Origin of the sequence: Micromonospora sp. WMMD998 (assembly GCF_029581235.1) — a bacterium.
Taxonomy (GTDB): Bacteria; Actinomycetota; Actinomycetes; order Mycobacteriales; family Micromonosporaceae; genus Micromonospora.
Window position 1 is genome coordinate 3,803,988 of sequence record NZ_CP120740.1, and the last position, 22,103, is coordinate 3,826,090.

General features: G+C 75.0%; 25 protein-coding genes. 18 read left to right on the forward strand and 7 right to left on the reverse strand.

The window, feature by feature from the left end; genetic code table 11:
* Positions 1-3: 3 nt before the first annotated feature.
* The 3 genes from O7619_RS17290 to O7619_RS17300 form a co-directional block, all read right to left on the reverse strand.
* On the reverse strand, positions 4-732 hold the full coding sequence (locus tag O7619_RS17290; RefSeq protein ID WP_282281986.1) for an ATP-binding protein: 729 nt from the start codon (positions 730-732) through the stop codon (positions 4-6).
* A 182-nt stretch (positions 733-914) separates the two neighbouring features.
* On the reverse strand, positions 915-2,069 hold the full coding sequence (locus O7619_RS17295; protein WP_282281987.1) for a glycosyltransferase: 1,155 nt from the start codon (positions 2,067-2,069) through the stop codon (positions 915-917).
* 31 nt (positions 2,070-2,100) lie between these two features.
* The gene (locus O7619_RS17300; protein ID WP_282288855.1) at positions 2,101-3,114 is read right to left on the reverse strand and encodes a glucosyl-3-phosphoglycerate synthase; all 1,014 of its coding nucleotides are present in this window, start codon (positions 3,112-3,114) and stop codon (positions 2,101-2,103) included.
* Between the two features lie 187 nt (positions 3,115-3,301).
* Between O7619_RS17300 and O7619_RS17305 the strand changes: the two genes are divergently transcribed.
* The 7 genes from O7619_RS17305 to O7619_RS17335 all read left to right on the forward strand — a co-directional run bounded on the left by O7619_RS17305 (position 3,302) and on the right by O7619_RS17335 (position 12,452).
* Positions 3,302-4,312 carry a Gfo/Idh/MocA family oxidoreductase gene (locus O7619_RS17305; RefSeq protein ID WP_282281988.1) on the forward strand — a complete coding sequence of 337 codons (1,011 nt, stop codon included), beginning with the start codon at positions 3,302-3,304 and terminating at the stop codon, positions 4,310-4,312.
* The gene (locus O7619_RS17310; protein WP_282281989.1) at positions 4,305-5,393 is read left to right on the forward strand and encodes a zinc-binding dehydrogenase; all 1,089 of its coding nucleotides are present in this window, start codon (positions 4,305-4,307) and stop codon (positions 5,391-5,393) included. The genes O7619_RS17305 and O7619_RS17310 overlap by 8 nt, the downstream gene beginning before the upstream one ends.
* Before the next feature lie 53 nt (positions 5,394-5,446).
* Entirely contained in the window at positions 5,447-7,192 is a 1,746-nt protein-coding gene (locus O7619_RS17315; protein WP_282281990.1) for an ABC transporter ATP-binding protein, read from the forward strand.
* A gap of 112 nt (positions 7,193-7,304) precedes the next feature.
* A complete protein-coding gene (gene secA2 / locus O7619_RS17320; RefSeq protein ID WP_282281991.1) occupies positions 7,305-9,599 on the forward strand; it encodes an accessory Sec system translocase SecA2 in 2,295 nt (764 codons plus the stop codon).
* A gap of 171 nt (positions 9,600-9,770) precedes the next feature.
* Entirely contained in the window at positions 9,771-10,511 is a 741-nt protein-coding gene (locus tag O7619_RS17325; RefSeq protein WP_282281992.1) for a GAF and ANTAR domain-containing protein, read from the forward strand.
* 76 nt (positions 10,512-10,587) lie between these two features.
* Positions 10,588-11,094, forward strand: coding sequence for a DUF2231 domain-containing protein (locus O7619_RS17330; RefSeq protein WP_281589879.1), 507 nt, complete (start codon positions 10,588-10,590; stop codon positions 11,092-11,094).
* A gap of 599 nt (positions 11,095-11,693) precedes the next feature.
* The gene (locus O7619_RS17335) at positions 11,694-12,452 is read left to right on the forward strand and encodes a class I SAM-dependent methyltransferase (protein WP_282281993.1); all 759 of its coding nucleotides are present in this window, start codon (positions 11,694-11,696) and stop codon (positions 12,450-12,452) included.
* Here O7619_RS17335 and O7619_RS17340 read toward each other — a convergent pair.
* Positions 12,430-13,404, reverse strand: coding sequence for a DUF3500 domain-containing protein (locus O7619_RS17340; protein ID WP_282281994.1), 975 nt, complete (start codon positions 13,402-13,404; stop codon positions 12,430-12,432). The two genes, O7619_RS17335 and O7619_RS17340, sit on opposite strands and share 23 nt — an antisense overlap.
* Before the next feature lie 19 nt (positions 13,405-13,423).
* Positions 13,424-13,816 (reverse strand): ankyrin repeat domain-containing protein, encoded by a 393-nt coding sequence (locus O7619_RS17345; RefSeq protein WP_282281995.1) that lies wholly within the window; start codon positions 13,814-13,816, stop codon positions 13,424-13,426.
* Positions 13,817-13,926: 110 nt separating this feature from the next.
* Between O7619_RS17345 and O7619_RS17350 the strand changes: the two genes are divergently transcribed.
* From O7619_RS17350 to O7619_RS17390, 9 genes are all read left to right on the forward strand, one after another.
* Positions 13,927-14,379: a cysteine dioxygenase family protein gene (locus tag O7619_RS17350; RefSeq protein ID WP_282281996.1), complete on the forward strand. Its 453-nt coding sequence runs from the start codon at positions 13,927-13,929 to the stop codon at positions 14,377-14,379.
* 49 nt (positions 14,380-14,428) lie between these two features.
* Positions 14,429-14,917: a rhodanese-like domain-containing protein gene (locus O7619_RS17355; protein ID WP_282281997.1), complete on the forward strand. Its 489-nt coding sequence runs from the start codon at positions 14,429-14,431 to the stop codon at positions 14,915-14,917.
* Between the two features lie 52 nt (positions 14,918-14,969).
* Entirely contained in the window at positions 14,970-15,575 is a 606-nt protein-coding gene (locus O7619_RS17360) for a winged helix-turn-helix domain-containing protein (protein ID WP_282281998.1), read from the forward strand.
* Between the two features lie 292 nt (positions 15,576-15,867).
* On the forward strand, positions 15,868-16,473 hold the full coding sequence (locus O7619_RS17365) for a winged helix-turn-helix domain-containing protein (protein WP_282282000.1): 606 nt from the start codon (positions 15,868-15,870) through the stop codon (positions 16,471-16,473).
* Positions 16,474-16,576: 103 nt separating this feature from the next.
* Positions 16,577-17,206 carry a uridine kinase gene (locus O7619_RS17370; protein WP_282282001.1) on the forward strand — a complete coding sequence of 210 codons (630 nt, stop codon included), beginning with the start codon at positions 16,577-16,579 and terminating at the stop codon, positions 17,204-17,206.
* A 194-nt stretch (positions 17,207-17,400) separates the two neighbouring features.
* The gene (locus O7619_RS17375; RefSeq protein ID WP_282282002.1) at positions 17,401-17,799 is read left to right on the forward strand and encodes a TraR/DksA C4-type zinc finger protein; all 399 of its coding nucleotides are present in this window, start codon (positions 17,401-17,403) and stop codon (positions 17,797-17,799) included.
* Between the two features lie 25 nt (positions 17,800-17,824).
* Positions 17,825-18,694, forward strand: coding sequence for a DUF72 domain-containing protein (locus O7619_RS17380; protein WP_282282003.1), 870 nt, complete (start codon positions 17,825-17,827; stop codon positions 18,692-18,694).
* A gap of 104 nt (positions 18,695-18,798) precedes the next feature.
* Complete coding sequence (locus O7619_RS17385) at positions 18,799-18,984, forward strand: hypothetical protein (RefSeq protein ID WP_281589860.1); 186 nt, start codon at positions 18,799-18,801, stop codon at positions 18,982-18,984.
* 5 nt (positions 18,985-18,989) lie between these two features.
* Entirely contained in the window at positions 18,990-19,418 is a 429-nt protein-coding gene (locus O7619_RS17390) for a DUF2267 domain-containing protein (RefSeq protein WP_281589858.1), read from the forward strand.
* Here O7619_RS17390 and O7619_RS17395 read toward each other — a convergent pair.
* Positions 19,403-20,173: a DUF72 domain-containing protein gene (locus O7619_RS17395; RefSeq protein WP_282282004.1), complete on the reverse strand. Its 771-nt coding sequence runs from the start codon at positions 20,171-20,173 to the stop codon at positions 19,403-19,405. The genes O7619_RS17390 and O7619_RS17395 overlap by 16 nt on opposite strands.
* A gap of 8 nt (positions 20,174-20,181) precedes the next feature.
* Complete coding sequence (locus O7619_RS17400) at positions 20,182-20,319, reverse strand: hypothetical protein (RefSeq protein WP_282282005.1); 138 nt, start codon at positions 20,317-20,319, stop codon at positions 20,182-20,184.
* Between the two features lie 189 nt (positions 20,320-20,508).
* Between O7619_RS17400 and O7619_RS17405 the strand changes: the two genes are divergently transcribed.
* Together O7619_RS17405 and O7619_RS17410 are read left to right on the forward strand one after the other, a co-directional pair.
* Positions 20,509-20,811: a hypothetical protein gene (locus O7619_RS17405; RefSeq protein ID WP_091575306.1), complete on the forward strand. Its 303-nt coding sequence runs from the start codon at positions 20,509-20,511 to the stop codon at positions 20,809-20,811.
* Between the two features lie 9 nt (positions 20,812-20,820).
* Positions 20,821-22,092: a cupin domain-containing protein gene (locus O7619_RS17410; protein WP_282288856.1), complete on the forward strand. Its 1,272-nt coding sequence runs from the start codon at positions 20,821-20,823 to the stop codon at positions 22,090-22,092.
* The last annotated feature ends 11 nt before the right edge of the window (positions 22,093-22,103 follow it).

Here is a 22,103-nt window from a genome sequence, read left to right on the forward strand (position 1 = left end):
CGGTCAGTTCGCCGGGAGCATGGCCCAGACGACCTTGCCGGCGCCGACCGGCGTGCTGCCCCACCGCTGGGTCAGCTCCCGCACCAGCATCAACCCGCGGCCCCCCTCCGCCGCGAGGTCGGGGCCGTCCGCCGCCCGCGCGGCGGCCGGGCTGCCGTCCATCACCGCCACCCGCAGGTACGGCCGGCGGAGCGTGAGCGTGACATGCATGGGCGTGCCGGCGTGCCGGACCACGTTGCCGACCAGCTCGCTGAGCACCAGCGAGGCCGGCCCGGCCAGCTCCGGCACGTTCCACCTGCCGCACGCCTCGGTGACCAGCTCCCGGGCCCGCCGGCAGGCCCCGGCGACCGGCTCGAACCGGGCCCGTAGCCGGGGCGACGCGGCCGTGCCGGCCAGCGCGGTCGCCTCGGTGCAGTCCCGGCGCACCGGCACCACCCGGCAGGCGATCGTCTCGTTCAACCGGGCCGCCGCCGACGGCGGGGCGGAGAGCACGAGCGGCACCGCCGGCCAGTCGGCGGCCCGCCGGCAGGCCGCCGCGAAGACGGACAACGCCAGCGGGTCGAGGACGTCGAGCTTCTCCAGGTCGACCACGAGCGCGTCCGGCTGCGCGGAGAGGCAGCGGTCCAGCACCTCGTGCACGGAACGCGTCGTGCTCAGGTCGAGCGCGCCGGACAGCCGCACGACCGTGACCGGAGACTCGTCGCGGACCTCGCACCAGATCCGGGTCGACATCGGGCGGCCCTCGTTTCCCACTCGTCGGAGGACTACCGACGTACCCGGGCCCCGGACCACCGAAACAGACCTGACCCCTGCCCCGCAGGTCAGCCCCGTGCCGTGCGAGGGGATCGCGTGGGCCGGCTCACCCCCGGGCACGGACACGCGAGGGCGACCGGGCCGGCTACGGCGTCGCCGGATCAGGCGGGCTGCAGCGGCTTCGTGGCACCCTGGCGGACCCGCTCGTACAGCTCGACGTACCGTCGGGCCATCCGGGCCGGGGTGAACCGCTCGACCGCCTCGCGCCGGCACTCGCCAACCTCCAGGAGGCCGGCGGCGAGCACCAGGTCGCCCAGTTCCTCCTCGTCGGTGGTGAGCAGGCCGGTGCGGCCGTGCTCGATCAGCTCCGGCAGGCAGCCGCGGGCGGTGGCCACCACCGGGGTGCCCAGGGACAGCGACTCGACCACCGCCGTGCCGCCCGGCTCCTCCCAGCGCAGCGGGAACAGCGACGCCCGCGCGGAGGCGACCAGGTCGTCGCGGTCCGGCCCGGCCACCGTGCCGACCCAGCGCACCAGGTCGCCGTCGACGTACGGCGCGACGTGGTCGTGGAAGAACCGCACGTCCGGGTTCTGCCGCGCCTCGTCGCCGGCCGCGGCCAGGTCCGCCGGCCGGTGGTACGGGCCGACCGGTCCGGCCAGCACCAGCGGGAAGCCGACCTCCCGGGCCAGCCGGGCGCCCAGGTCCTGCCCCTTGCCCGGGTTGATCCGGCCGAGGATCACCACGTGGTCGCCCTTGTCGACCGCCGGGCGGCGGTCCGCGTCGACGGCGAGCGGGGTGGCCAGGTGCACGTGGCCCACCGAGTGTTCCCGCAGCGCGCGGGGCGCGCGGGCCAACTGCGACGCGGACACGCCGTTGACCCGGACCCGGTCGCCGCCGTCCAGGTTGCCGTACAGCTCCGGGTGTTTGGCCAGGTCCCAGTGCAGCGTGTGCAGCACCGGCGGCGCGTCCGGCCCCATCGCGGTGAGGGTGGCCAGCCCGACCGCCTCCACGTGGTCGTGCACCAGGTCGATGTCGTCGCGGGCGTGCAGCGCCCGCACCACGCCGGCCAGGTGCGCCTGGGAGACGCCGCAGACCTGGTTGTACGGCCGCTGCAACGCGGGGAACTGTCCCTCCGGGAAGACCGCGATCCTCTCGTCCACCGGCAGCGTGCTGCTCTCCACCGAGGCGAGCACCACCCGCACGCCGAGGCGGCGCAGCTCCGGCACCAGCGTCGCGACCACGTTCTCGATCCCGCCGTAGCCCGGCGGCGGCACGGACAGCCACGGACCGGCGTTCATCAGCACGGTGAGCGTCATGCGTCGCCTCTTCCTCGTTCGGACGTCGTGGTCACGCGGGCACGCGCCGGCGGGGCACCCGGTGGCGCAACTGCGCCAGCGGCGGGCGTTCCTCGACCGAGACGTCGGTGACGACGATCTCCCGGTCCAGGTGGGGCAGCGTCTCCGAGCCGCCTCGGCGGAACTGGGTCAGCAGCGGGGTCGGCGCCGTGCCGGAGGCCGCCCAGCCGCGTCGCTGGAGCCGGGACCAGGCGGTCAGCATGATCTGCGCCGACATCCGGCCCAGCGCGGCGGTGTCCTGGTGCCGGTGCTTGCGCTCGCCCAGGTCGACCTGGGCCAGGGCGTCCAGCCCGACCAGTTCCAGCAGGTCGATGAGCATCGCCGTCTCGACGCCGTACCCGGTGACGAACGGCACCCGCTCCAGCACCGCGCGGCGGCCCGCGTACTCGCCGGCCAGCGGCTGCACGAAACCGGCCAGGTCCGGCCAGAACAGGTTGAGCAGCGGGCGGGCCATCAGCTCCGTCACCCGGCCGCCGCCGTCGGGTTCCACGCTCGTCGCGCCGACAAGCGGGCGGTGGTAGAAGCCCTTGACGAAGTCCACGCCCGGATCGGTGAGCAGCGGCCCCAGCAGGCCGGTGACGAAGTGCGGGCGGAACTCGCGCAGGTCGGCGTCGACGAACGCGACCACGTCCCCCTCGGCCGCGGCCAGGCCGGCCCAGAGCGCGTCGCCCTTGCCGGTCAGCCGCGGCAAGCCGCGGGTCATCGCGTCCTGACCGACCACCTCGGCGCCGGCCGCGCGGGCCACCTGGGCGGTCCGGTCGGTGGACCGGGAGTCGACCACGATCAGCTCGTCGACGAGCGGCACCCGGTCCATCAGGTGCTCGCGGATGGTCGACACGATCGCGCCGACCGTCGCCTCCTCGTTGCGTGCCGGCAGCACCACGCTGACCCGGCTGGTGCCCTTGGCCCGCACCAGTCGGCGGGCCGGCCAGTCGTCGGCCGTGCTGGTCCGGTACGTGGCCCACGCCTCCACCACAGGTGAGACGGTTGAATCTGATTCCCGCACGGGCACCCCCATCAGTGGCGGAATCGCGGGCTCCTGTTTTCCCGGTTCCGGACCCGCGCTAACCGGATCCTGCCCAATCTCGTGATCAAGCGGATGAACGTCACGTTGCGCCCCCGGTCGCGTTTGCCGGGACACCGGTCGGGGGAGTGCTCTGCGCGGTGTCGAGGTCACGGTGAGGAGCGGTCGGATGCGGGTGGGACTGGTCGGGGCGGGCGGGGTGGCGCAACGCCATGCCCGCGTGCTCACCGGCTTCGACGACGTGGCACTGCTCGGCGTGACGGATGTCGCCCCGGACGCGGCGGAGGCCCTCGCCGGGGCGTACGGCAGCCGGGTCTTTGGGAGCCCCGACGAGCTGCTCGCCGCCGGCCCGGACGCGGTGTACGTGTGCGTGCCGCCGTTCGCGCATGGTCCGGTGGAGGAGGCGGTGATCGCCGCCGGTGTGCCGATGTTCGTGGAGAAGCCGGTGGCGGTGGACCTGGAGACGGCCGAGCGGATCGCCGCCCTGGTGCAACGACGCGGGCTGCTCACCGGCGTCGGCCACCACTGGCGCTACCTGCACGTGGTGGCCGAGGCCCGGCGGCTGCTCGGCGACCGCCCGGTGCGGATGGTCAACGGGGCCTGGCTGGACAAGGTGCCGCCGGTGGCCTGGTGGGCGCGGCGGGACCGGTCCGGCGGCCCGGTGGTGGAGCAGGCCGCGCACGTGCTGGACCTGGTCCGGTTGCTGGCCGGCGAGGTGGCCGAGGTGACCGCGTACGGCGACGGCAGCCCGCCGACGGTCGCCGGCGCCGACATCGACTCGGTGACGGCGGCCACGCTGCGGTTCGCCTCCGGCGCGCTCGGCACGCTCGCCGCGGCCTGCGTGCTCACCTGGAAGCACCGGGCCGGCCTGGAGGTCCTCGCCGACGGGTTGGCCCTGTCGCTGACCGAGGACGGACTGACGGTCCGGGACGCCGACGGCGAGCGGCATCTGCCCGCCGACCCGGACGCCGCCCGGGTCGCCGTCGACCGGGCCTTCGTCGACGCGGTCCGGGGCGTCGGCGACGACGTGCGGGTTCCGTACGCCGAGGCGCTGCGTACCCAGCGGCTCGCCGTCGCGGTGGCCGAGTCGGCGCGGACCGGCCGGCCGGTGGCGCTGCCGACCGGCCCGGCGGCCCGGGTCGCGGTCGCCGACGCGGGGGCGGCGGCCGTCGATGCGTGACCGGGTGGTGGTGGTCCGCGGACCCGGCCGGGTCGAGCTGGTCGAGATGGACGCGCCCGAGCTGCGCGAAGGCACGTTCCGGGTGGAGACGCTCTACAGCGGCGTCTCCGCCGGCACCGAACTGAGCTACGTCAAGGGCACCAACCCCTACCTGCACGTCACCTGGGACCCCGGCCTCGGGCTGTTCCGGCCGGGGGCGGCGAGCACCCCGTACCCGGTGACCCGGCTCGGCTACATGCAGGTCGGCCGCGTGGTGGACAGCCGCACCCCGGCGGTCGCGGTGGGCACGGTCGGCGCGATGACGTACGGGCACCGCAGCGGTTGGGTCGCCGACCCGGTCGCCGAGCGGTTCGTCCCGCTTCCCGACGACCTCGACCCGCTGCTCGGCGTCTACGTCGCGCACATGGGGCCGATCTGCGCCAATGGGCTGCTGCACGCCGCCGCGGACCTGTGCGGCACGGACGTGCGTACCCTCGACGACGGGGTCCGCGGACGCCGGGTGGCGGTGGTCGGCAGCGGGGTGGTCGCGCTGCTCACCGCCCTGTTCGCCCGCCGTCACGGTGCCGCCTCGGTGGTCGTGGTGGATCCGACCCCGGCCCGCCGGCGGGTGGCCGAGGCGCTCGGCCTGGCGACGCTCGACCCGGACGCGGGCGACCCGGCGGTGGTGCTGAAGACCCGGTGGCACCACGCCGCCGGGGACCGGGGCGCGGACGTGGTCTTCCAGTGCCGCGGCCAGGACTGGGCGTTGCAGCTCGCGCTGCGGCTGCTGCGGCCCCAGGGCACGGTGGTCGACATGGCGTTCTACCAGGGCGGCGCGGAGGCGGTACGGCTCGGCGAGGAGTTCCACCACAACGGGCTGTCGCTGCGCTGCGCGCAGATCGGCCGGGTGCCGCGCGGTCTCGCCCCGACCTGGGACCGGGAGCGGCTCTCCGCGGCGACCATCGAGCTGCTGCGGCAGGACGGCGCGGAGATCCGCGAACATCTCGTCTCCGCCGTGGCGCCGCTTGACGAGGCGCCCGCCCTGCTCACCGACCTGGCGCAGCGACGCCGGTCGGAGTTGCAGGTCGTGCTGACCGCCTGACCCGGCGGCGCGGGGGCGCCGAAGCCGTGCGGCGCCCCGCTACCGTTTCCGTCATGACCGTCGAAGCCGGCCCGATGCCGGGGCTCGCCGCGCTGCTGCCCTACCTGCGTGCCCACCGTGGCACCCTCGCCGGGGTGGGCGCGCTGTCGCTCGCCGGGTCCGTCGCCGCGCTGACCCAGCCGCTGCTCACCCGCACCGTGCTGGACCGGATCACCGCCGGCCAGCCGGCCGCGTTGCTCGTGGTCGCGCTCGTCGCCCTGGTGGTGGTCGCCGCGCTGCTCGGCGGGCTCCGGGACTATCTCCTCCAGCGCACCGCCGAGGGGCTCGTGCTGGGCGTCCGCCGGCGCCTGGCCGGGCACGTGCTGCGCCTGCCGATCGTCGAGTACGACAGGCGTCGCACCGGCGACCTGCTGTCCCGGGTGGGCGCGGACACCACGCTGCTGCGGGCGGTGATCACGTCCGGCCTCTTCGAGACCGCCACCGGCGCGGTGATGGTGGTCGGCGCGGGCACCGCCATGCTGCTGCTGGACCCGCTGCTGTTCGGGGTGACGCTGGCCGCGGTCGCGGTCGGCGTGGTCTTCGCGATCACCGTCGCCCGCCGGGTGCGCGGCCTGGCCCGCCGGGCGCAGGAACGGGTCGGCGAGATGACCTCGGCCGTGGAGCGGGCGATCTCCGCGGCGCGCACCATCCGGGCCAGCCGCGCCGAGGGCCGCGAAACCGACACGGTGGTGACGAGCGCGACCGCGGCGTACCAGGCCGGGCTGGGGGTGGCCCGGGCCGAGGCGCTCGTGGGGCCGGCGAGCACGATCACCGTGCAGGGCGCGTTCCTGCTGGTGCTGGCCGTGGGCGGGGCCCGGGTGGCGTCGGGGGCGATCAGCGTGGGTGACCTGGTCGCCTTCGTGATGTTCCTGTTCTTCCTGGTGATGCCGCTGGGCCAGGGCGCCCGCGCGTACACGCAGTTGCAGAGCGGGTTGGGCGCGCTGGCCCGGATCGAGGAGATCCTCGCCGTGCCGGGCGAGGGCGCGGACGACCGTCCCGCCGCGGCGGGCACGCCGTCCGTGGACGTCCCGGCCCGGGTCGAGTTCGACCGGGTCAGCTTCGGCTATCCCGGCGGTCCGCCGGTGTTGCGCGGGGTGAGCTTCACCGTGCCGGCCGGCACCCGGACCGCCCTGGTCGGCCCGTCCGGCGCCGGCAAGTCCACCGTGCTGGCGCTCGTCGAGCGCTTCTACGAGGTGGGCGAGGGCGCGATCCGGCTGGACGGGGTGGACGTGCGGGAGCTGCCCCGGGACGCGCTGCGCGCCCGGCTCGGATACGTCGAGCAGGAGGCGCCGGTGCTCGCCGGCACGCTGCGGGACAACCTGCTCATCTCCGCCCCGGACGCCACCGACGACCGGCTGCGCGCGGTGCTCGACGAGGTGAACCTGACGCACCTGGGCGACCGGACCACCGACGGGCTGGACGTGCAGGTCGGGGAGGGTGGCGTGCTGCTCTCCGGCGGGGAACGGCAGCGGCTGGCCATCGCCCGGGCGCTGCTGGCCGGGGCGCCGGTGCTGCTGCTCGACGAGCCGACGAGCAACCTCGACGCGCGCAACGAGGCGGCGCTGCGCCGGGCGATCGACGCGGTGGCGGTGCGCCGCACCCTGTTGATCGTGGCGCACCGGCTCTCGACGGTGGTGGACGCCGACCAGATCGTGGTGCTCGACGGCGGTCGGGTGGCGGCGGTCGGCACCCACGACGAGTTGACCACGGTCAGCCCGCTCTACCGCGAGCTGGCCGCGCACCAACTGCTCGTGGACTGATACCACCCGGACCGGTCCTGACCTGGGGTGACCGGCGGGAACCAGGACACGTTCCGGCCGCCGTGCCGGGCGGGGGTCACAATCGGCTGCGGTTCGCGTACCGTTGCGGCTCATGGGTGTGTCGCAACGGTTGAAGACCAGGCTCCGCCAGTTCCTCCAGCGCCCGGGGACGACTGTCGACCTGGCCCCGCTGGAGAAGCTGCTGCCGGCGATCGAGGCTCGCGAGGCCGAGCTGGAGAAGCTCTCCGACGCCGAGCTGACCGAGGCCGCCGGCCGGGCGGAGAAATACGAGGAGATCTGCGCCGTCGGCCGTGAGGCGGCCCGCCGCGGGCTCGACCAGCGTCCCTACGACGTGCAGTTGCTCGGCGCGATGGCGCTGCTCTCCGGCAAGGTCGCCGAGATGGCCACCGGTGAGGGCAAGACGCTCACCGCGACCGTCGCCGCGTACGGGCACGTGCGGCTGGGCAACGGGCCGGTGCACGTGCTCACCGTCAACGACTACCTGGCCCGCCGGGACGCCGAGTGGATGGAGCCGGTCTACACCCTGCTCGGGCTCACCGTCGGCTGGGTCAACGAGGCGTCCACCCCGGAGGAGCGGCGCGCCGCGTACGGCTGCGACGTCACCTACGTCGCGGTCAGCGAGGCCGGCTTCGACTACCTGCGCGACCAGCTCGCCACCGACGTCGCCGACCGGGTGCAGCCCGTGTTGAAGACCGCGATCGTGGACGAGGCCGACTCGATCCTCATCGACGAGGCGCGGGTGCCGATGGTGCTCGCCGGCGCGGTCCCGGGCGAGCAGGATCCGGTGCACGCCGCCGCCGCGCTGGTGCGCGGGCTGCGCAAGGGCCGGCACTACACCGTCGCCGAGGACGGCCGCAGCGTCGCCTTCACCTCGCTCGGCCTGGCCACCGTCGAGGCCAAGCTCGGCGGCATCGACCTCTACGACGCCGAGCACGTCGGGCAGCTCTCCGCGGTGAACGTGGCGTTGCACGCGCACGCCCTGCTGCACCGCGACGTCGACTACATCGTGCGGGACGACTCGGTCGAGCTGATCGACGAGATGCGCGGCCGGGTCGCCCAGCGGCGGCGCTGGCCGGACGGGCTCCAGGCGGCCGTCGAGGCGAAGGAGGGGCTGGACGCCACCGCCGAGGGCGAGGTGCTGGGCACGGTGACCGTGCAGGCGTACATCGCGCTCTACCCGACGGTCTGCGGGATGACCGCGACCGCGGTGCTCGTCGGCGACCAGCTCCGGGAGTTCTTCGGCCTGGAGGTGGCGGTGATCCCGCCGAACACGCCGTGCGTCCGCGAGGACGAGCCGGACCGGATCTACGCCACCCGCGCCGAGAAGGACGAGGCGCTCGTCGACGAGATCACCCGTTGCCACGAGGCGGGGCGTCCGGTGCTCGTCGGCACGCTCGACGTCAAGGAGTCCGAGGCGCTGGCCGCCGCGCTGGGCGAGGCCGGGGTGCCGAGCGTGGTGCTCAACGCCAAGAACGACGACGAGGAGGCCGGCATCATCGCCGAGGCCGGCGCGTACGGCGCGGTGACGGTCTCCACCCAGATGGCCGGCCGGGGCGTGGACATCCGGCTCGGCGGCAGCGACCAGTCCGACCGGGAGCGGGTGGCCGAGCTGGGTGGCCTCTACGTGATCGGCAGCGGCCGGCACGACAGCCGCCGGGTCGACGACCAGTTGCGTGGGCGGGCCGGCCGGCAGGGCGACCCGGGCGGGTCGGTCTTCTTCGTCAGCCTGGAGGACGACCTGGTGGTGCGGCACGCCGGCGACACCGTGCCGGCGTCGCCCCGGATGAACGCCGACGGCCTGGTCACCGACCCGGTGGTCGACTACGCGGTGGAGCACGCCCAGCGGGTCGCGGAGGGTGTCAACCACGAGATCCACCGCAACACCTGGCGCTACAGCCACGTGATCGAGCAGCAGCGCAAGGCCCTCGCCGAGCGGCGGGAGCGGCTGCTGACCACGGACATCGCCGCGCTCATGCTGCTGGAGCGCGTGCCGGAGAAGGCCGGCGAGATGGATGAGGACCTGCTCGCCGACGTGGCCCGCAAGATCGCCCTCTACCACCTGGACCGGCTCTGGGCCGAGCATCTCGCCGAGCTGTCCGAGGTGCGCGAGGGGGTGCACCTGCGGGCGCTGGGCCGGCTCGACCCGCTTGACGAGTTCCACCGCAGCGCGGTGCCGGCGTTCAACGCCCTGGTGCCCGAGATCGAGACGCGGACCGTCGCCACGTTCGAGGAGACCGAGTTCGACGAGGGCTGGGAGCCGGATTCGTCCAAGCTGGTGCGACCCACCGCCACCTGGACCTACCTGGTGCACGACAACCCGTTCGGCTCGGAGCTGGACCGGCTGATCGCCTCGGTGGGGCGGCGGCTCATCTCCGGGTCGCGCTGACCCCGGGCGCAGGGCCCCTTCCGCCGATCCGGCCGGAAGGGGCCTTTTTGCGCGGTTTCGCCGGCGGTCTGGGAGGGTAGTAGGCCGAGGCTCGGCCAGAGAGAGGGCGGACATGGCACAGGCGACGACGCCGGACAGGGACACCGCGCGGGCGGTGGGGGCCGCGACGCGGTGAACCTCGACACCTGTCATCCGATGACCGAGGACCTGGGCGTGCTGGAGACCGCCGCGCTGCTGCGCGAGCTGACCGCCGGCCTGATCGCCGTGACCGGGTTCGACGAGGCGCTGGACCGGCTGGTCCGGATCGCCCGGGCCGCCGTGCCCGGGGTGGACTGCTGCGGCTTCACCGCGTTGCGCGCCGGTGAACCCGCCGGGGTGGCCGCCTCCGACGCCCACCGGGCCGAGCTGGACGACCTGCGGCACGGCCCGGACACGCCGGCCCTGAGCGCCATCCGCCGCCGGGAGATGACCATCGCGGGCGCGTTGGCGACGGAGACGCGCTGGCCGGCCTGGTGCGCGCGCGCCCGGGCGCTCGGCGTGCACGGCGTGGTCTCCGCGCCGGTCGACGTGGACGACCAGGTCATCGGCGCGATCAACCTGTACGCGGAGTCGCCCGGCGCGCTCACGCCGAGCCACCAGCTCACCGCGATGCTGCTGGCCGAGCACGCCGGGCTGCTGCTGGCCGCGGTCCGCGACCGGGAACGGGTGGCCGCCCGGGCCGGTCAGCTCGACGGCGCGTTGCTTGTCGAGGGCGTGCTCGGGCAGGCGGTCGGCGTGATCATGACGCAGCGGGGCTGCCCCGCGCCGGAGGCCCTGGACGTGCTGCGCAGCGCCGCCTCCTCGTTGGACATTCCGCTGCGCGAGGTGGCGGAGCGGCTCGTGCGCACCGTCTCCCGTCCCCGGGACAACTGAGCGACAGTCGTTTCGCTCCACGGGGCGTCGGGTAGCACCCTGGACTGGTGATCTGCGCCGAGGTGGGGAGGACGCGATGGAGAGCCGACTTCGGGTGCAGGGGCATCCGATCCAACCGATGCTTGTGACGTTCCCGTTCGGGCTCTTCGTCAGCGCCGCCGTGTTCGACCTCGCCGACGTCGTCGGCGGGCCGGCGTTCCTCGGCGAGGTGGGCTACTGGACGGCGGTCGCCGCGCTTGTCGCCGCCGCGCTCACCACGGTCGCCGGTATGGTCGACCTCTGGGACGTACGCGCCGGCCGGGCCGACCGGACCGCGCTCACGTTCAACGTGGTGAACGCGGTGATGGCCGGGCTGTTCCTGCTGACCTGCCTGGTGCGGGCGCAGGCGCCGCAGCGGGGCGCGACCACCGGCCAGCTCGTCACCGAGCTGGTGGCGCTGGTCGTGGGCGCGGTCGGGGTGGCGCTCGGCGCCCGCTTGATGCAGCGGTCCGACCGGAGCCACGCCGCCGAGCCGACCGGGCTGGAGGCGCTCGCCGAGATCCCCGGCGCGACCGTCGAGATCTCCCGTCCCCGGCCGTTCTGACCGACCCTCCACAGCCCGCTCGCCGCGGTCCGTCCGTGCTTCGCGGTCCGTCCGTGCTTCGCGGACTGCTCGCTACGGGCCGTCCGTTCCCGCGGTTCGATCCGCCGGATGCCCCCGGGTCGGCGGCTCGCGGCGTTCTGCCTCTTGATCAAACCCACCCGGGCGAACAGGCGGCATCCAGGGTCTTGAGATCGACTCCATTTCGCCGAGGTGGCGGTATCGGAGTGCGCGCGACCCCGCCGTTTCGGCGAGATGGAGTCGATCACGCCCGCTTTCCCAGTCTTCGGAAGTAATCTTCCACGTTCCGGGAGCCTTCGGGCCTTGGTGGCGACATCCCAACGATTCATCCGGTGCCCGTGTCCGTAGTCGTGGCCGTGACAACGGCGCCCGAGGTGCCCTGCGAACACCTTTCGAGCTGAGTCGTCGGTGGTATCGCGCTTGCCAGCGCCGAAGCGCCGAGAGCGCCGCGAGCGCGAGCGACAGCCAACTCGGCCGACCGACACGTATGCCTGCTCAGGCCGACAGAGGCTCGGTCTGGCTGCCCGCCGCGGCCGGGTAAAGGCGTTGCCAGTCGTCGGCGCCGGCGGCAGGCTGCGTCCATGACGATCGGGCGGGGGTTCGACGAGCTGGTCGCCGAGGCCGCGACCGCGCCGGTCGAAGGTTGGGGCTTCTCCTGGCTGGCCGGTCGCGCCACCGAGGAGCGCCCGCCGTGGGGTTACGCGCGACTGGTCGGCGCCCGGCTGGCCGCCGCCCGGGCCGCGCTGGACATCGACACCGGCGGCGGTGAGGTGTTGGCCGAGGCGCCCGCGCCACCGCCGCTGCTGGTCGCCACCGAGGCGTGGCCGCCGAACGTGCCGGTGGCCCGGCGTAACCTGCGCCGCGTCGGCGCGTCCGTGGTGCGGGTGGCCGACCGGCCGCCGCTGCCGTTCCGGGACGCCGTGTTCGACCTGGTGGTCAGCCGGCACCCGGTGGACACCTGGTGGGACGAGGTGGCCCGGGTGCTGCGCCCCGGCGGCAGTTACCTGTCCCAGCAGATCGGCCCGGGCACCGTGCGGGAGCTCAGCGAGGCGATTCTCGGGCCGCTGCCGCCTCCGGCGCACCGGCACCCGGAGCGCGCGGTGGCCGACGCCGAGGCCGCCGGGCTGACCGTGGTGGACCTGCGCACGGCCACGCTGCGTACCGTCTTCCACGACATCGGCGCGGTGGTCTGGTTCCTGCGCAAGGTGGTCTGGACCGTGCCCGGCTTCACCGTCGAGCGGCACCGCCCGGCGCTGCGCCGGCTGGACGAGCGGATCCGGGCCGAGGGGCCGTTCGTCGCCCACGCCCGGCGGCTCCTCATCGAGGCGCGTCGCCGGTGACCGGGCGGTGCGCGGCGGCGTGGTGCGCGGCCAGCACGTCGCCGCCGAAGTCGCCGGCCGGGCGGCGCAGCACGGTGTGCGCGTGGTTGCCGTCGTCGGTGGTGTTGTCGTATTCGATCAGCAGGTCGTCGCCCTGCACCCGGTAGTAGTGCCGCCGGCCCGGCTCGACCGGGCCGGCCCAGGCGAAGTGCAGCTCGCCGCCGTCGAGCCGGGCCGCCTCCCGGGCCGCCAGGTCGGTCGGGAGCCGGTCCAGGTAGAGCGCGACGAGGCGGTCGAGCAGCGCGCGGCCGGTCGGCCCGAGCCGCCCCCGCGGTACGCCGAGCGGGTCGAGTCGCCCGGGCGCGGTGGCCCGGGTGGCGCTGATGATGTCGTCCGGCGCCTCCTCGGCGATCAGCGCGGCGGCCCGTCCGGCCGGGCCGAGCGCGTCCAGCAGCTCGCGGGCCAGGTCCTCCTCCGGGCCGAGCGGCCGGGAGACCGGGCGGCCGGCGTGCCGGACGGTGGCGGGGTTCGCGCCGAGGAAGATCGGGGCGGGGGAGACCTGGTCGTCGGCCACGGTGATGCTCACCGACAGGTGGTGTCCCTCGAACCGCCAGGCCCAGCGGTCGTCGCGCGCCGGGTCGCCGAAGACCGCCACCCAGTAGTCGCCGCTGTGCCGGCCGCGCCGCCAGCCCTCGGCGCGGTCGAGCACCTCCTCCAGCGCCACCACGGCCATCGCCTGGGCGTACGCGGGCGGGCTCAGCGCGGTGGCGAGCAGCCGGTGGGCGGCCTTGCGGGCGGTGACGTCGAGGTCGGCGACCGGAACGCCGGGCCGGGGGCGGGGCCGGTACTCCAGCCACCGCCGGGCCGGCTCGTCGTCGAAGTCGTGCCGGGCGCGCCGGCGGGCCGGCTCGTCGAGCGCCGCCAGCAGGGCGGTGGCCGCGCTGCGCATCTGCTCGGGTACGGGTTGCTCCACCGGCCCTGTATACCGCAGGTCAGTCCCGGCCGAGCAGCGTCAGCATCTCGGGCAGCGCGAAGAACCGGGCGGTCTCGACCGCGGAGGGGCCACCGTGGTCCGGGTCGGCGCCGGCGTCGAGCAGCGCCCGGACCGCCGCCGCGTTCTGCCGGAACACGGCCGCCGCGAGCGCGGTCTGCCCCCGGTCGTTGACCCGGGCCGGGTCGGCGCCGCGGGCGAGCAACGCCGAGACGGTCTCCGGGTGGCTGTGGTACGCGGCCAGGATCAGCAGCGTGTCGCCCTTGGCGTTGGTGAGGTTGACCGGCAGCCCGCCGTCCACGTTGGCGGCCAGTTCCTCGGTGGCCCCGCTGCGGGCGAGGTCGAACATCCGGTGCGCGAAGGCGATCGTCTCGCCGTCCAGGTCGTCGGGCATCCGCCCAGCCTAGGTCATCCCAGCATCTGGTATTACCTACTAAACCTATAGGGTATGCCGTCTAAAGTACGGGGGCACGCGCCGATCCGCACCGTGAGGACGTCCCGCCGATGACCCGCACCGACCCGACCGACCTGCGCACCGTCGCCGCCCACTGGGCCGACCCGACCGACTGGCCGGTGCCGCTGCGCTTCGACCGGTCCGAGCGGTGGTACGCGCGGCTGCACGCCGACGGAGAGCACGAGGTGTGGGCGCTGAGCTGGTTGCCGGGGCAGGGGACCGACCTGCACGACCACGGCGGCTCGTCCGGCGCCTTCCTGGTCGTCGCCGGCGTGCTCACCGAGGAGACGGTGAGCGGCAGCCGGCTGCGTCCGCACCGGCTCGCCGCCGGCGCCGGCCGGTGCTTCGGCGCCCGCCACGTGCACCAGGTCACCAACCGCGCCGACCGGCCCGCGGTCAGCGTGCACGTCTACCGGCCCGCGCTGCGCCGGATGACCCGCTACCGCCTCGACGCCGGGCGGCTCCGGGTCGCCGAGGTGGCCGAGGCCGGCGTCGCGTGGTGAGCCGGTCGGCCACCCCGATCCCGATCCCGCCGAACGGAAGGACGCCGCCATGGCGCTGAACCCCGCCCTCGCCGAGAGCTGTCCGGTCCCCCCGCCCGGCTCCCGGGGCATCGACGACCTGCTCACCGCCGCCCGCGCCCGGCTGCGTCGCCTCGACCCGGAGCGGGCGCACCTGGCCCACCGGGGCGGTGCGTTGCTCGTCGACATCCGCCCGGTCGGCCAGCGGGCCGCGCACGGCACCGTGCCCGGCGCGCTCAGCGTCGAACGCAACGTCCTGGAGTGGCGGTTCGACCCGCGCTGCCCGGCCCGGCTGCCGCAGGCGGTCGACTACGACGTGCCGGTGGTCGTCCTCTGCCAGGAGGGCTACACCTCGTCGCTGGCCGCCGCCGCGTTGCAGGACATCGGCCTGGGCCGCGCCACCGACGTGGTGGGTGGCTTCGCCGCCTGGCGCATCGCCGGCCTGCCCACCCTCGGTCCCACCCCGCCGCGATCCCCGTCCACCGCGCCCCCGGTCACCGCCGGCCGGGCGCTCCGCTGACCGTCCCGCCGCACCCGGCGGGGCGGGGCGACCGCCCGCACAGGAGGCACCCATGTCCGTCGTCGCCCGCACCACCCGTCCGGCCCGACCGGGCCGTACCGACCGGGCCCTGCCGCCCCGGCCGCGTAGCGGACCGACCCTGACCGTCACCCTCGACCTGGGCGCCGGCCCGCCGACGCCCGGCCTGGCCCGGCTGGTCGAGCTGCTGGACGAACTCGCCGCGGCCGGCGAGAACCTGGTCCCCGACGAGCACCGCGCCGCCCGGGCCGTGCTCGACCTGCGTCGCGTCGCGGCCCCGCCGGCCGAGCCCCGGGAGGCGCCGGCCGAGCCGCGACCGGCGACGCCGGCCGTGTCCGGCGGCCTGCGCATCCTCACCGGCACCCGGCGGGTCCGGCACGGCGGCGTCGAGGTCGCCCTCACCCGGATCGAGTACGACCTGCTGCTCTTCCTCGCCGAACATCCACGCCGGGTGTTCACCCGGCGGCAACTCCTCGCCAACGTGTGGGGCTACGAGCACGCGGTGGCGCGCACGGTGGACGTCCACGTCCGCCGGCTGCGGGCGAAGTTCGGCCCGGACGCGCCGCTGGTGACCACCGTGTACGGCGTCGGCTACCGGCTCGCCGACGACGCCCCGATCGAGGTGGACCGCGACGCCTGAGCCGCCGCCGGCCGACACGCGGCGCACCCGAACCTCCGGGTGCGCCGCGTTCACGTTCCGGGCCCTACCGGCCATTGTGAACCGGTCGGGGACCCCCCGTAACACCGTGTTTCGTCGCTCTGCTGTAATCAACGGGCCTCGTACGCAGAGCGAGCACTCCGCTCCGGTGTGTTCGTCAATTGTCACATTCATGCAACGCAGTGGCCCCTTGACCCCCACGCGAGGGCCGGGAAGCATCGATGAAGCGGTGTCCCGGGCCGCGGGGAGATACCCGGACCAGCCAAGGAGGACCATGTCGGTCAGCCCCGCCTCGCCGCGCGCCGGATGGCATACGTCCCAACCCGCGGTCCCCGGTCGTCCGCCCGGCGGTCAGCGTCGCCCCGCCAACACCGCCACGCCCGTGCTCACGGTGACCCTGAACATTCCGCTGGCCTGCGAGGAGTCGCTCACCCCGGCCGCCCGCCGGCTCCTCGACGCCGCTCGTGAGCTGCTCGAACGCGGCGACGCGGTGATCAGCACGGGCACCGTCGCGGCGGAACGCCGCCCCGAGGTGCCGACCGGCCGGGCCCCCTCGCGCCCACTCGCCTCGACGATGACGACCCTGCACATCCTGGCCTCCTCCCGGTCGGTGCTGCGCGACGGCGAGCCGTTGCCGCTGACCCGCCTGGAGTTCGACCTGCTGCTGCACCTGGTCGCCCACCCGCGCCGCGTCTTCACCCGACTTCAACTGCTCAACGCCGTCTGGGGGTACGAGCACGCCGGCGTCCGCACCGTCGACGTGCACGTGCGCCGGCTGCGCGGCAAGGTCGGCGTGGACGTGCCGCTCGTCACCACCGTCTACGGGGTGGGCTACCGGCTCGCCGACGACGCCCGGGTGACCATCGACCGCACCGGCTGACCCGCACGCCACCCCCGCGGGAGCCCGCTCGCCGGACGGAGCCCCGACCGCCCGGACGCGCAGTCCTTCCGGGTGGGCGCGGCCGGCCGGGCAGGATGGACGGATGCGTGTCCGTCCGATCAGCCCCGACCGCCTCGTCGCCGAACTGGTCGCGCGTCTCACCTCCGCCGAGACACCCGGGCGGCTGCGGGTGGCCGTCGACGGGCCGCCGGCCGCCGAACCGGACGCCCTCGCCGCCGCCCTCGTCGACCCGCTGCGCGCCGCCGGACGGCCGGTGCTGCACGTCCGGGCCGCCGACTTCCTCCGCCCCGCCTCGGTACGCCTGGAACAGGGACGCACCAACCCGGACGCGTACTACGAGGGCTGGCTCGACGAGCCGGGCCTGCGCCGCGAGGTGCTCGACCCGGCCGGCCCGGCCGGCAGCGGCCGGCTGCTGCCCTCGCTCTGGGACGCCGACGCCGACCGGGCCAGCCGGGCCACCTACCGGCGGCTGCCGGCCGGCGGCGTGGTCCTGGTCAGCGGCGCGTTGCTGCTCGGCGGCACGCTGCCGTTCGACGTCGCCGTGCACCTTGTGCTCTCCCCGGCGGCGCTGGCCCGGCGCACCGACCCGGCGTGGCGCTGGACCCTGCCGGCCTTCGCCCGCTACGCCGACGAGGTCGCCCCGGACTCCTTCGCCGACGTGGTGGTCCGCGCCGACGACCCCCGCCACCCGGCCATCGTGGAGGCCGGCTGACCCGACCGGCGCACCCGGGCACGAACTCACCGGAAAGTGCCAGGAAATCTCTGGTTTGGCTCGCCGGGGGCAGGGGTATTCGCCCGGCTCACAGGGCACGGGTGAGCGCGCCCGCCCATAACGTCCCGAACCGGTTCCTCCGGCGCTCGTCGCTCCGGAAGACCGGTATGAGACCGCAGGAAAGGCAGGCAGCGATGCTCGTCCACGACACGACAGCCACGGGCCGCTCCCAGGCGGAGGTCGACCAGATCCGGCAGTCCCTGCGGTCCCGGTACGACGAACTGACCGCGGAATACGACCACGCCGTCGCGCAGAGCCAGGTGCTGCGCCTGGTCGAGGTCGGCGACACCGCCGGTGACGACCAGGCCGACAGCGGCACCAAGACCGCCGAGCGGGACACCGCGCAGTCCCTGCTGCGCACCATCCTGGAGCGGCGCGCACAGTTCGAGCGCGCGCTGACCCGCCTCGACGAGGGCACGTACGGCTACTGCGAGGGCTGCGCCGCGCCCATCCCGGTGGAGCGGCTGGAGATCTTCCCGTCCGCCACCTCCTGCGTGGCGTGCAAGCAGACCCGGGAGCGGCGGGCGGCCTGAGCGCGCGCCGGTCGCGGTCGGTCCCATGGGTCAGATCGAGGTGGGCACCGCGTCGTGGACCGACCGGACCCTGCTCGACTCCGGCTGGTATCCGGCGGACGCCGACACCCCGGAACGCCGGCTGTCCTACTACGCCCGGCGGTTCCCGCTGGTCGAGGTGGACGCCACCTACTATTCGCCGCCGGCCGAGCGGACCGCCCGGCTGTGGGCGGACCGCACGCCACCCGGCTTCACCTTCAACGTCAAGGCGTTCAGCCTGCTGACCGGCCACCCCACCCGGGTCTCCGCGCTCTACAAGGACCTGCGTCCGGCCACGGAGAAGCGCACCGTCTACCCGGGTGACCTGCCGGCGCAGGCGTACGAGGAGGTCTGGACCCGGTTCCTGTCCGCCCTCGACCCGCTGGTCTCCGCCGGCAAGCTGGGCGCGCTGCTGTTCCAGTTCCCACCCTGGTTCACCCTCCGGCGGGACAACAAGCAGTACCTGCTCGAGGTGGCACGGCGGTGCGCCCCGCTGCGCCCGGTCTTCGAGTTCCGGAACGCCTCCTGGTTCGACGGCGACAACGCCGACGAGACGCTGGAGTTCCTGCGCGGGCACGAACTGCCGCTCGTCTGCGTGGACATGCCGCAGGGCCACCGGTCGTCCGTACCGCCGGTGCTGGCCGCCACCGCGGACCTCGCGGTGGTCCGGTTCCACGGGCACAGCGACAAGTGGACGAGCAAGGACATCCACGAGAAGTTCGGCTACGACTACTCCGACCGGGAGCTGCGCGACTGGGCGCCGAAGCTGCGTGAACTGTCCGGGCAGGCCGAGCGGACGCACGTGCTGATGAACAACTGCTACCGCGACCACGCCCAGCGCAACGCCGCCACCCTCATCGACCTGCTGGCGGACTGAGGGCGCTTCACCCGCACCGGGTGAGGCCGGCTCACCCGGCCGCCGCGCAGCATGGGCGGTGCGCGCGGCCCGCCGGACCGCGTGCGGCGACGAGGAGGTGGGTCATGACGGTACGGGTGGTGGCGGATCGACGCCGCGGCGGCGTCCTGCACGTGGTCGGCGACACCGGTGTGCCGCGCGGGCGTGCCGGGCGGCCCGGCCGCTTCAGCCCGACCCGGCTCTGGCGGGGGCCGAGCGGGCCGCCGCGACGCGCCGACGACCGACGCTGGGAAACCGACGCCCGGGGGTGAGCCGGATGGCTGAGCAGTTGATGTCCGCGTTCGAGTCCTCGCTGGACAAGACGAACGTGATCCTCAAGGAGATCGAGTCGGCGTACGGCTGGCCGGCGGATCGCCGCAACCAGTCCTACGCCGCGCTGCGCACGGTGCTGCACCTGCTGCGCGACCGGATGCCGGTGGGGGAGAGCGCCGAGTTCGCCCAGCAGTTGCCGGTGCTGCTGCGGGGCATCTACTTCGACGGCTGGCAGCCGGAGAACGTGCCGATCAAGCTCAACCGTGACGACTTTCTGTACGAGGTCCGCCAGGGCTTCCCGTACGACACCGACGGCGGCCCGCGACGGGTGGTGCAGGTCGTGCTGGACACGCTGCGCCGGCACGTCACGCAGGGCGAGTGGCAGGACGTGAAGTCGAACCTGCCGCGCGACCTCGGTCAGCTCATCCCCTGACCGGCCGGTGGCGTCCGGGAGACCGACAGCCCGGCCCGCCGGGCCAGCCCGGCGAACGCGACCGCGTCGACGATCGCCGCGCCGCCCGGGTCGTTGTTGAAGTAGACGTACGCCGGCTCGCCGTCGCCGAACGCGGCGGCGAGCCGGCCCACCCAGCCGGCCAGCGCGGCCCGTCCGTAACGGGGCCACGGCCGTGCCCGGCCCTCGTGCAGCCGCAGGTAGCCGAAGTCGGTGGTGCGCCACAGCGGGGTGATCGGCCGGCTGCGCCGGTCGGCCCAGACCAGCGCCGCCCGGTGACGCTCCAGCACCCGCCGGGTGTCGTCGGTCCACCAGGACGGGTGCCGCGGCTCCACCGCCACCCGCACGTCGGCGGGAAACCGGCGCAGCACGGCGGCCAGCGCCTCCGGGTCGGCCCGCAGCGTCGGCGGGAGCTGCACCAGCACCGGCCCCAGCCGGTCGCCGAGCCCGGACGCCCGGTCGAGGAAACGGGCCACCGGCTCGGCCGGATCGCGCAGCCGCTTCACGTGGGTCAGGTAGCGGCTCATCTTCACCGCCACGCAGAAGTCGCCCGGCGTCCGCTCGCGCCAGGCGACGAACGTGTCCCGCTCCGGCAGCCGGTAGAACGCGTTGTTCACCTCCACCGTGGCGAACCGCTCGGCGAAGTGCTCCAGCCAACGCCGCTGGGGCACACCGGCCGGGTAGAACCGCCCCCGCCAGTCCGCGTACTGCCAACCCGACGTGCCGACCAGGACCATGCGGACACCTAGGCCAGGTCGATCCGGAACACCTCGAACGCGGCGCCGTACCGCACGCCGCACTCCAGGTCGTCCGGGTGGGCCACCACGGCCAGGGCCCGCTGCCAGTCCTCGGCCAGCGGCGTGAGCGGTTCGGGCTGCCCCACGTGCGTACCTCCTCGCGTGTCCTTCCCGTCATCCTGGCACCGACCGGGTCCGCCCGCCGTGCCGGCGCGAACCGTCCGCGCGTGCCGGTCCGGACGTCTACGGTGTGTTAGAGAAGATCGAGTGTGGGGTACCACCCGCTGCACACGGTCCCCGGGAAACACGCGGGGCGGCACACCGAGGGAGCACCCATGGCTTTGAACGACGACGACATCCAGACCAGCGGCGGCGGCGGGCTGGAGGGTCCGGCCGACGGTGGCGCGACGCCGGGTCAGCACGACGGTGGCGCGGACGGCGGCGCGGAGGGTCCGGCCGACGGCGGCGCGACGCCGGGTCAGCACGACGGTGGCGCGGACGGCGGCGCGGAGGGGCCGGCCGACGGCGGCGCGACCCCGGGTCAGCACGACGGCGGCGCCGACGGCGGCGCGGAGGGGCCGGCCGACGGCGGCGCGACCCCCGGCCAGCACGACGGCGGCGCCGACGGCAGCGCCTGAGCGATGACCATGACGCACGTCGACCCGCCGGGTGGCCACGGCCATCCGGCGGGTCCGTCTCTCGCCGCCGCGGCGCTGGCCCGCTGCGTGGCCGTCGAGCCGGCCAAGTTCGTCGCCGACCACTGGGGCCGCGGCCCACTGCTGTCCCGGGCCGCCGACCTGCCCAACCCGGACGGCTTCGCCGACCTGCTCAGCCCCGCCGACGCCGACGAGTTGCTCAGCCGCCGCGGCCTGCGTACCCCGTTCCTGCGGGTGGCCAGGGACGGGCAGCTCGTGCCGGCGGCGCGGTACACCGGCGGCGGTGGCGCCGGCGCCGAGATCGGCGACCAGGTGCGCGACGACCAGGTGCTGGCGCTCTACGCCGACGGCGCCACGCTCGTGCTCCAGGGTTTGCACCGCACCTGGCCGGCGCTCGTCGACTTCGCCCGCGACCTGGGCGCCGCGCTGGCCCAGCCGTTGCAGGTGAACGCCTACCTGACCCCGGCGGGCAGCCAGGGGTTCGCCACCCACTACGACACCCACGACGTGTTCGTGCTCCAGGTCGACGGCCGCAAGCACTGGCGTGTCCACCCGCCGGTGCTCACCGACCCGCTGGAGCGCCAGCCCTGGGGCGGCCGGGCCGACGAGGTCGCCGCCACCGCCGACGGCCGGCCCGCGCTGGACGTGGTGCTCGAACCGGGCGACGCGCTCTACCTGCCGCGTGGCTGGCTGCACAGCGCCCAGGCGCAGGAGTCCAGCTCGCTGCACCTGACCGTGGGGATCCGGGCGCTGACCCGCTACGCCATGGTCGAGGAGCTGCTGGCGCTGGCCGCCGAGGACGCCCGGCTGCGCGCCGGCCTGCCGTTCGGCCTCGACCTGGCCGACGCCGACGCGATCGAGCCGGAACTCACCGAGACCGTCGAGGCGCTGCGCGACTGGCTGCTGCGGGCCGACCCGGCGGCGGTGGCCGCGCGGCTGCGGGACCGGGTGTGGCCGGCCGCCCGCCCGGCGCCGATCCGGCCGCTCGCCCAGGCCGAGGCGCTGGCCCGGCTGAGCCCGGACAGCCGGGTCGCGGTCCGGGACGGCCTGCGCTGGCAGCTCACCCCGACCCGCGACGGTCGCGTCGCGCTGCGCCTGGTCGACCGCACACTCACCCTGCCCGGCGCCTGCGAGGCGGCGCTGCGCGCGCTGCTGGCCGGCGAGGTCACCCGGGTCGGCGACCTGCCCGGCCTGGACGACGACGCCGACCGCCTGGTCCTGACCCGCCGCCTCCTGAAGGAAGCCGTCCTAACCCCCGCCTGACGCGGCTCCGG

What these genes read in the sequence shown, in the direction of transcription:
- O7619_RS17405 (WP_091575306.1), top strand. Translation starts at nt 20,509, where the DNA reads ATGGCTTTGAACGACGACGACATCCAGACCAGCGGCGGCGGCGGGCTG.
- O7619_RS17360 (WP_282281998.1), top strand. Translation starts at nt 14,970, where the DNA reads ATGTCCGTCGTCGCCCGCACCACCCGTCCGGCCCGACCGGGCCGTACC.
- secA2 (WP_282281991.1), top strand. Translation starts at nt 7,305, where the DNA reads ATGGGTGTGTCGCAACGGTTGAAGACCAGGCTCCGCCAGTTCCTCCAG.
- O7619_RS17335 (WP_282281993.1), top strand. Translation starts at nt 11,694, where the DNA reads ATGACGATCGGGCGGGGGTTCGACGAGCTGGTCGCCGAGGCCGCGACC.
- O7619_RS17395 (WP_282282004.1), bottom strand. Translation starts at nt 20,173, where the DNA reads ATGGTCCTGGTCGGCACGTCGGGTTGGCAGTACGCGGACTGGCGGGGG.
- O7619_RS17385 (WP_281589860.1), top strand. Translation starts at nt 18,799, where the DNA reads ATGACGGTACGGGTGGTGGCGGATCGACGCCGCGGCGGCGTCCTGCAC.
- O7619_RS17410 (WP_282288856.1), top strand. Translation starts at nt 20,821, where the DNA reads ATGACGCACGTCGACCCGCCGGGTGGCCACGGCCATCCGGCGGGTCCG.
- O7619_RS17355 (WP_282281997.1), top strand. Translation starts at nt 14,429, where the DNA reads ATGGCGCTGAACCCCGCCCTCGCCGAGAGCTGTCCGGTCCCCCCGCCC.
- O7619_RS17370 (WP_282282001.1), top strand. Translation starts at nt 16,577, where the DNA reads ATGCGTGTCCGTCCGATCAGCCCCGACCGCCTCGTCGCCGAACTGGTC.
- O7619_RS17305 (WP_282281988.1), top strand. Translation starts at nt 3,302, where the DNA reads ATGCGGGTGGGACTGGTCGGGGCGGGCGGGGTGGCGCAACGCCATGCC.
- O7619_RS17375 (WP_282282002.1), top strand. Translation starts at nt 17,401, where the DNA reads ATGCTCGTCCACGACACGACAGCCACGGGCCGCTCCCAGGCGGAGGTC.
- O7619_RS17295 (WP_282281987.1), bottom strand. Translation starts at nt 2,069, where the DNA reads ATGACGCTCACCGTGCTGATGAACGCCGGTCCGTGGCTGTCCGTGCCG.
- O7619_RS17290 (WP_282281986.1), bottom strand. Translation starts at nt 732, where the DNA reads ATGTCGACCCGGATCTGGTGCGAGGTCCGCGACGAGTCTCCGGTCACG.
- O7619_RS17315 (WP_282281990.1), top strand. Translation starts at nt 5,447, where the DNA reads ATGACCGTCGAAGCCGGCCCGATGCCGGGGCTCGCCGCGCTGCTGCCC.
- O7619_RS17365 (WP_282282000.1), top strand. Translation starts at nt 15,868, where the DNA reads ATGTCGGTCAGCCCCGCCTCGCCGCGCGCCGGATGGCATACGTCCCAA.
- O7619_RS17350 (WP_282281996.1), top strand. Translation starts at nt 13,927, where the DNA reads ATGACCCGCACCGACCCGACCGACCTGCGCACCGTCGCCGCCCACTGG.
- O7619_RS17310 (WP_282281989.1), top strand. Translation starts at nt 4,305, where the DNA reads ATGCGTGACCGGGTGGTGGTGGTCCGCGGACCCGGCCGGGTCGAGCTG.
- O7619_RS17330 (WP_281589879.1), top strand. Translation starts at nt 10,588, where the DNA reads ATGGAGAGCCGACTTCGGGTGCAGGGGCATCCGATCCAACCGATGCTT.
- O7619_RS17345 (WP_282281995.1), bottom strand. Translation starts at nt 13,816, where the DNA reads ATGCCCGACGACCTGGACGGCGAGACGATCGCCTTCGCGCACCGGATG.
- O7619_RS17380 (WP_282282003.1), top strand. Translation starts at nt 17,825, where the DNA reads ATGGGTCAGATCGAGGTGGGCACCGCGTCGTGGACCGACCGGACCCTG.
- O7619_RS17390 (WP_281589858.1), top strand. Translation starts at nt 18,990, where the DNA reads ATGGCTGAGCAGTTGATGTCCGCGTTCGAGTCCTCGCTGGACAAGACG.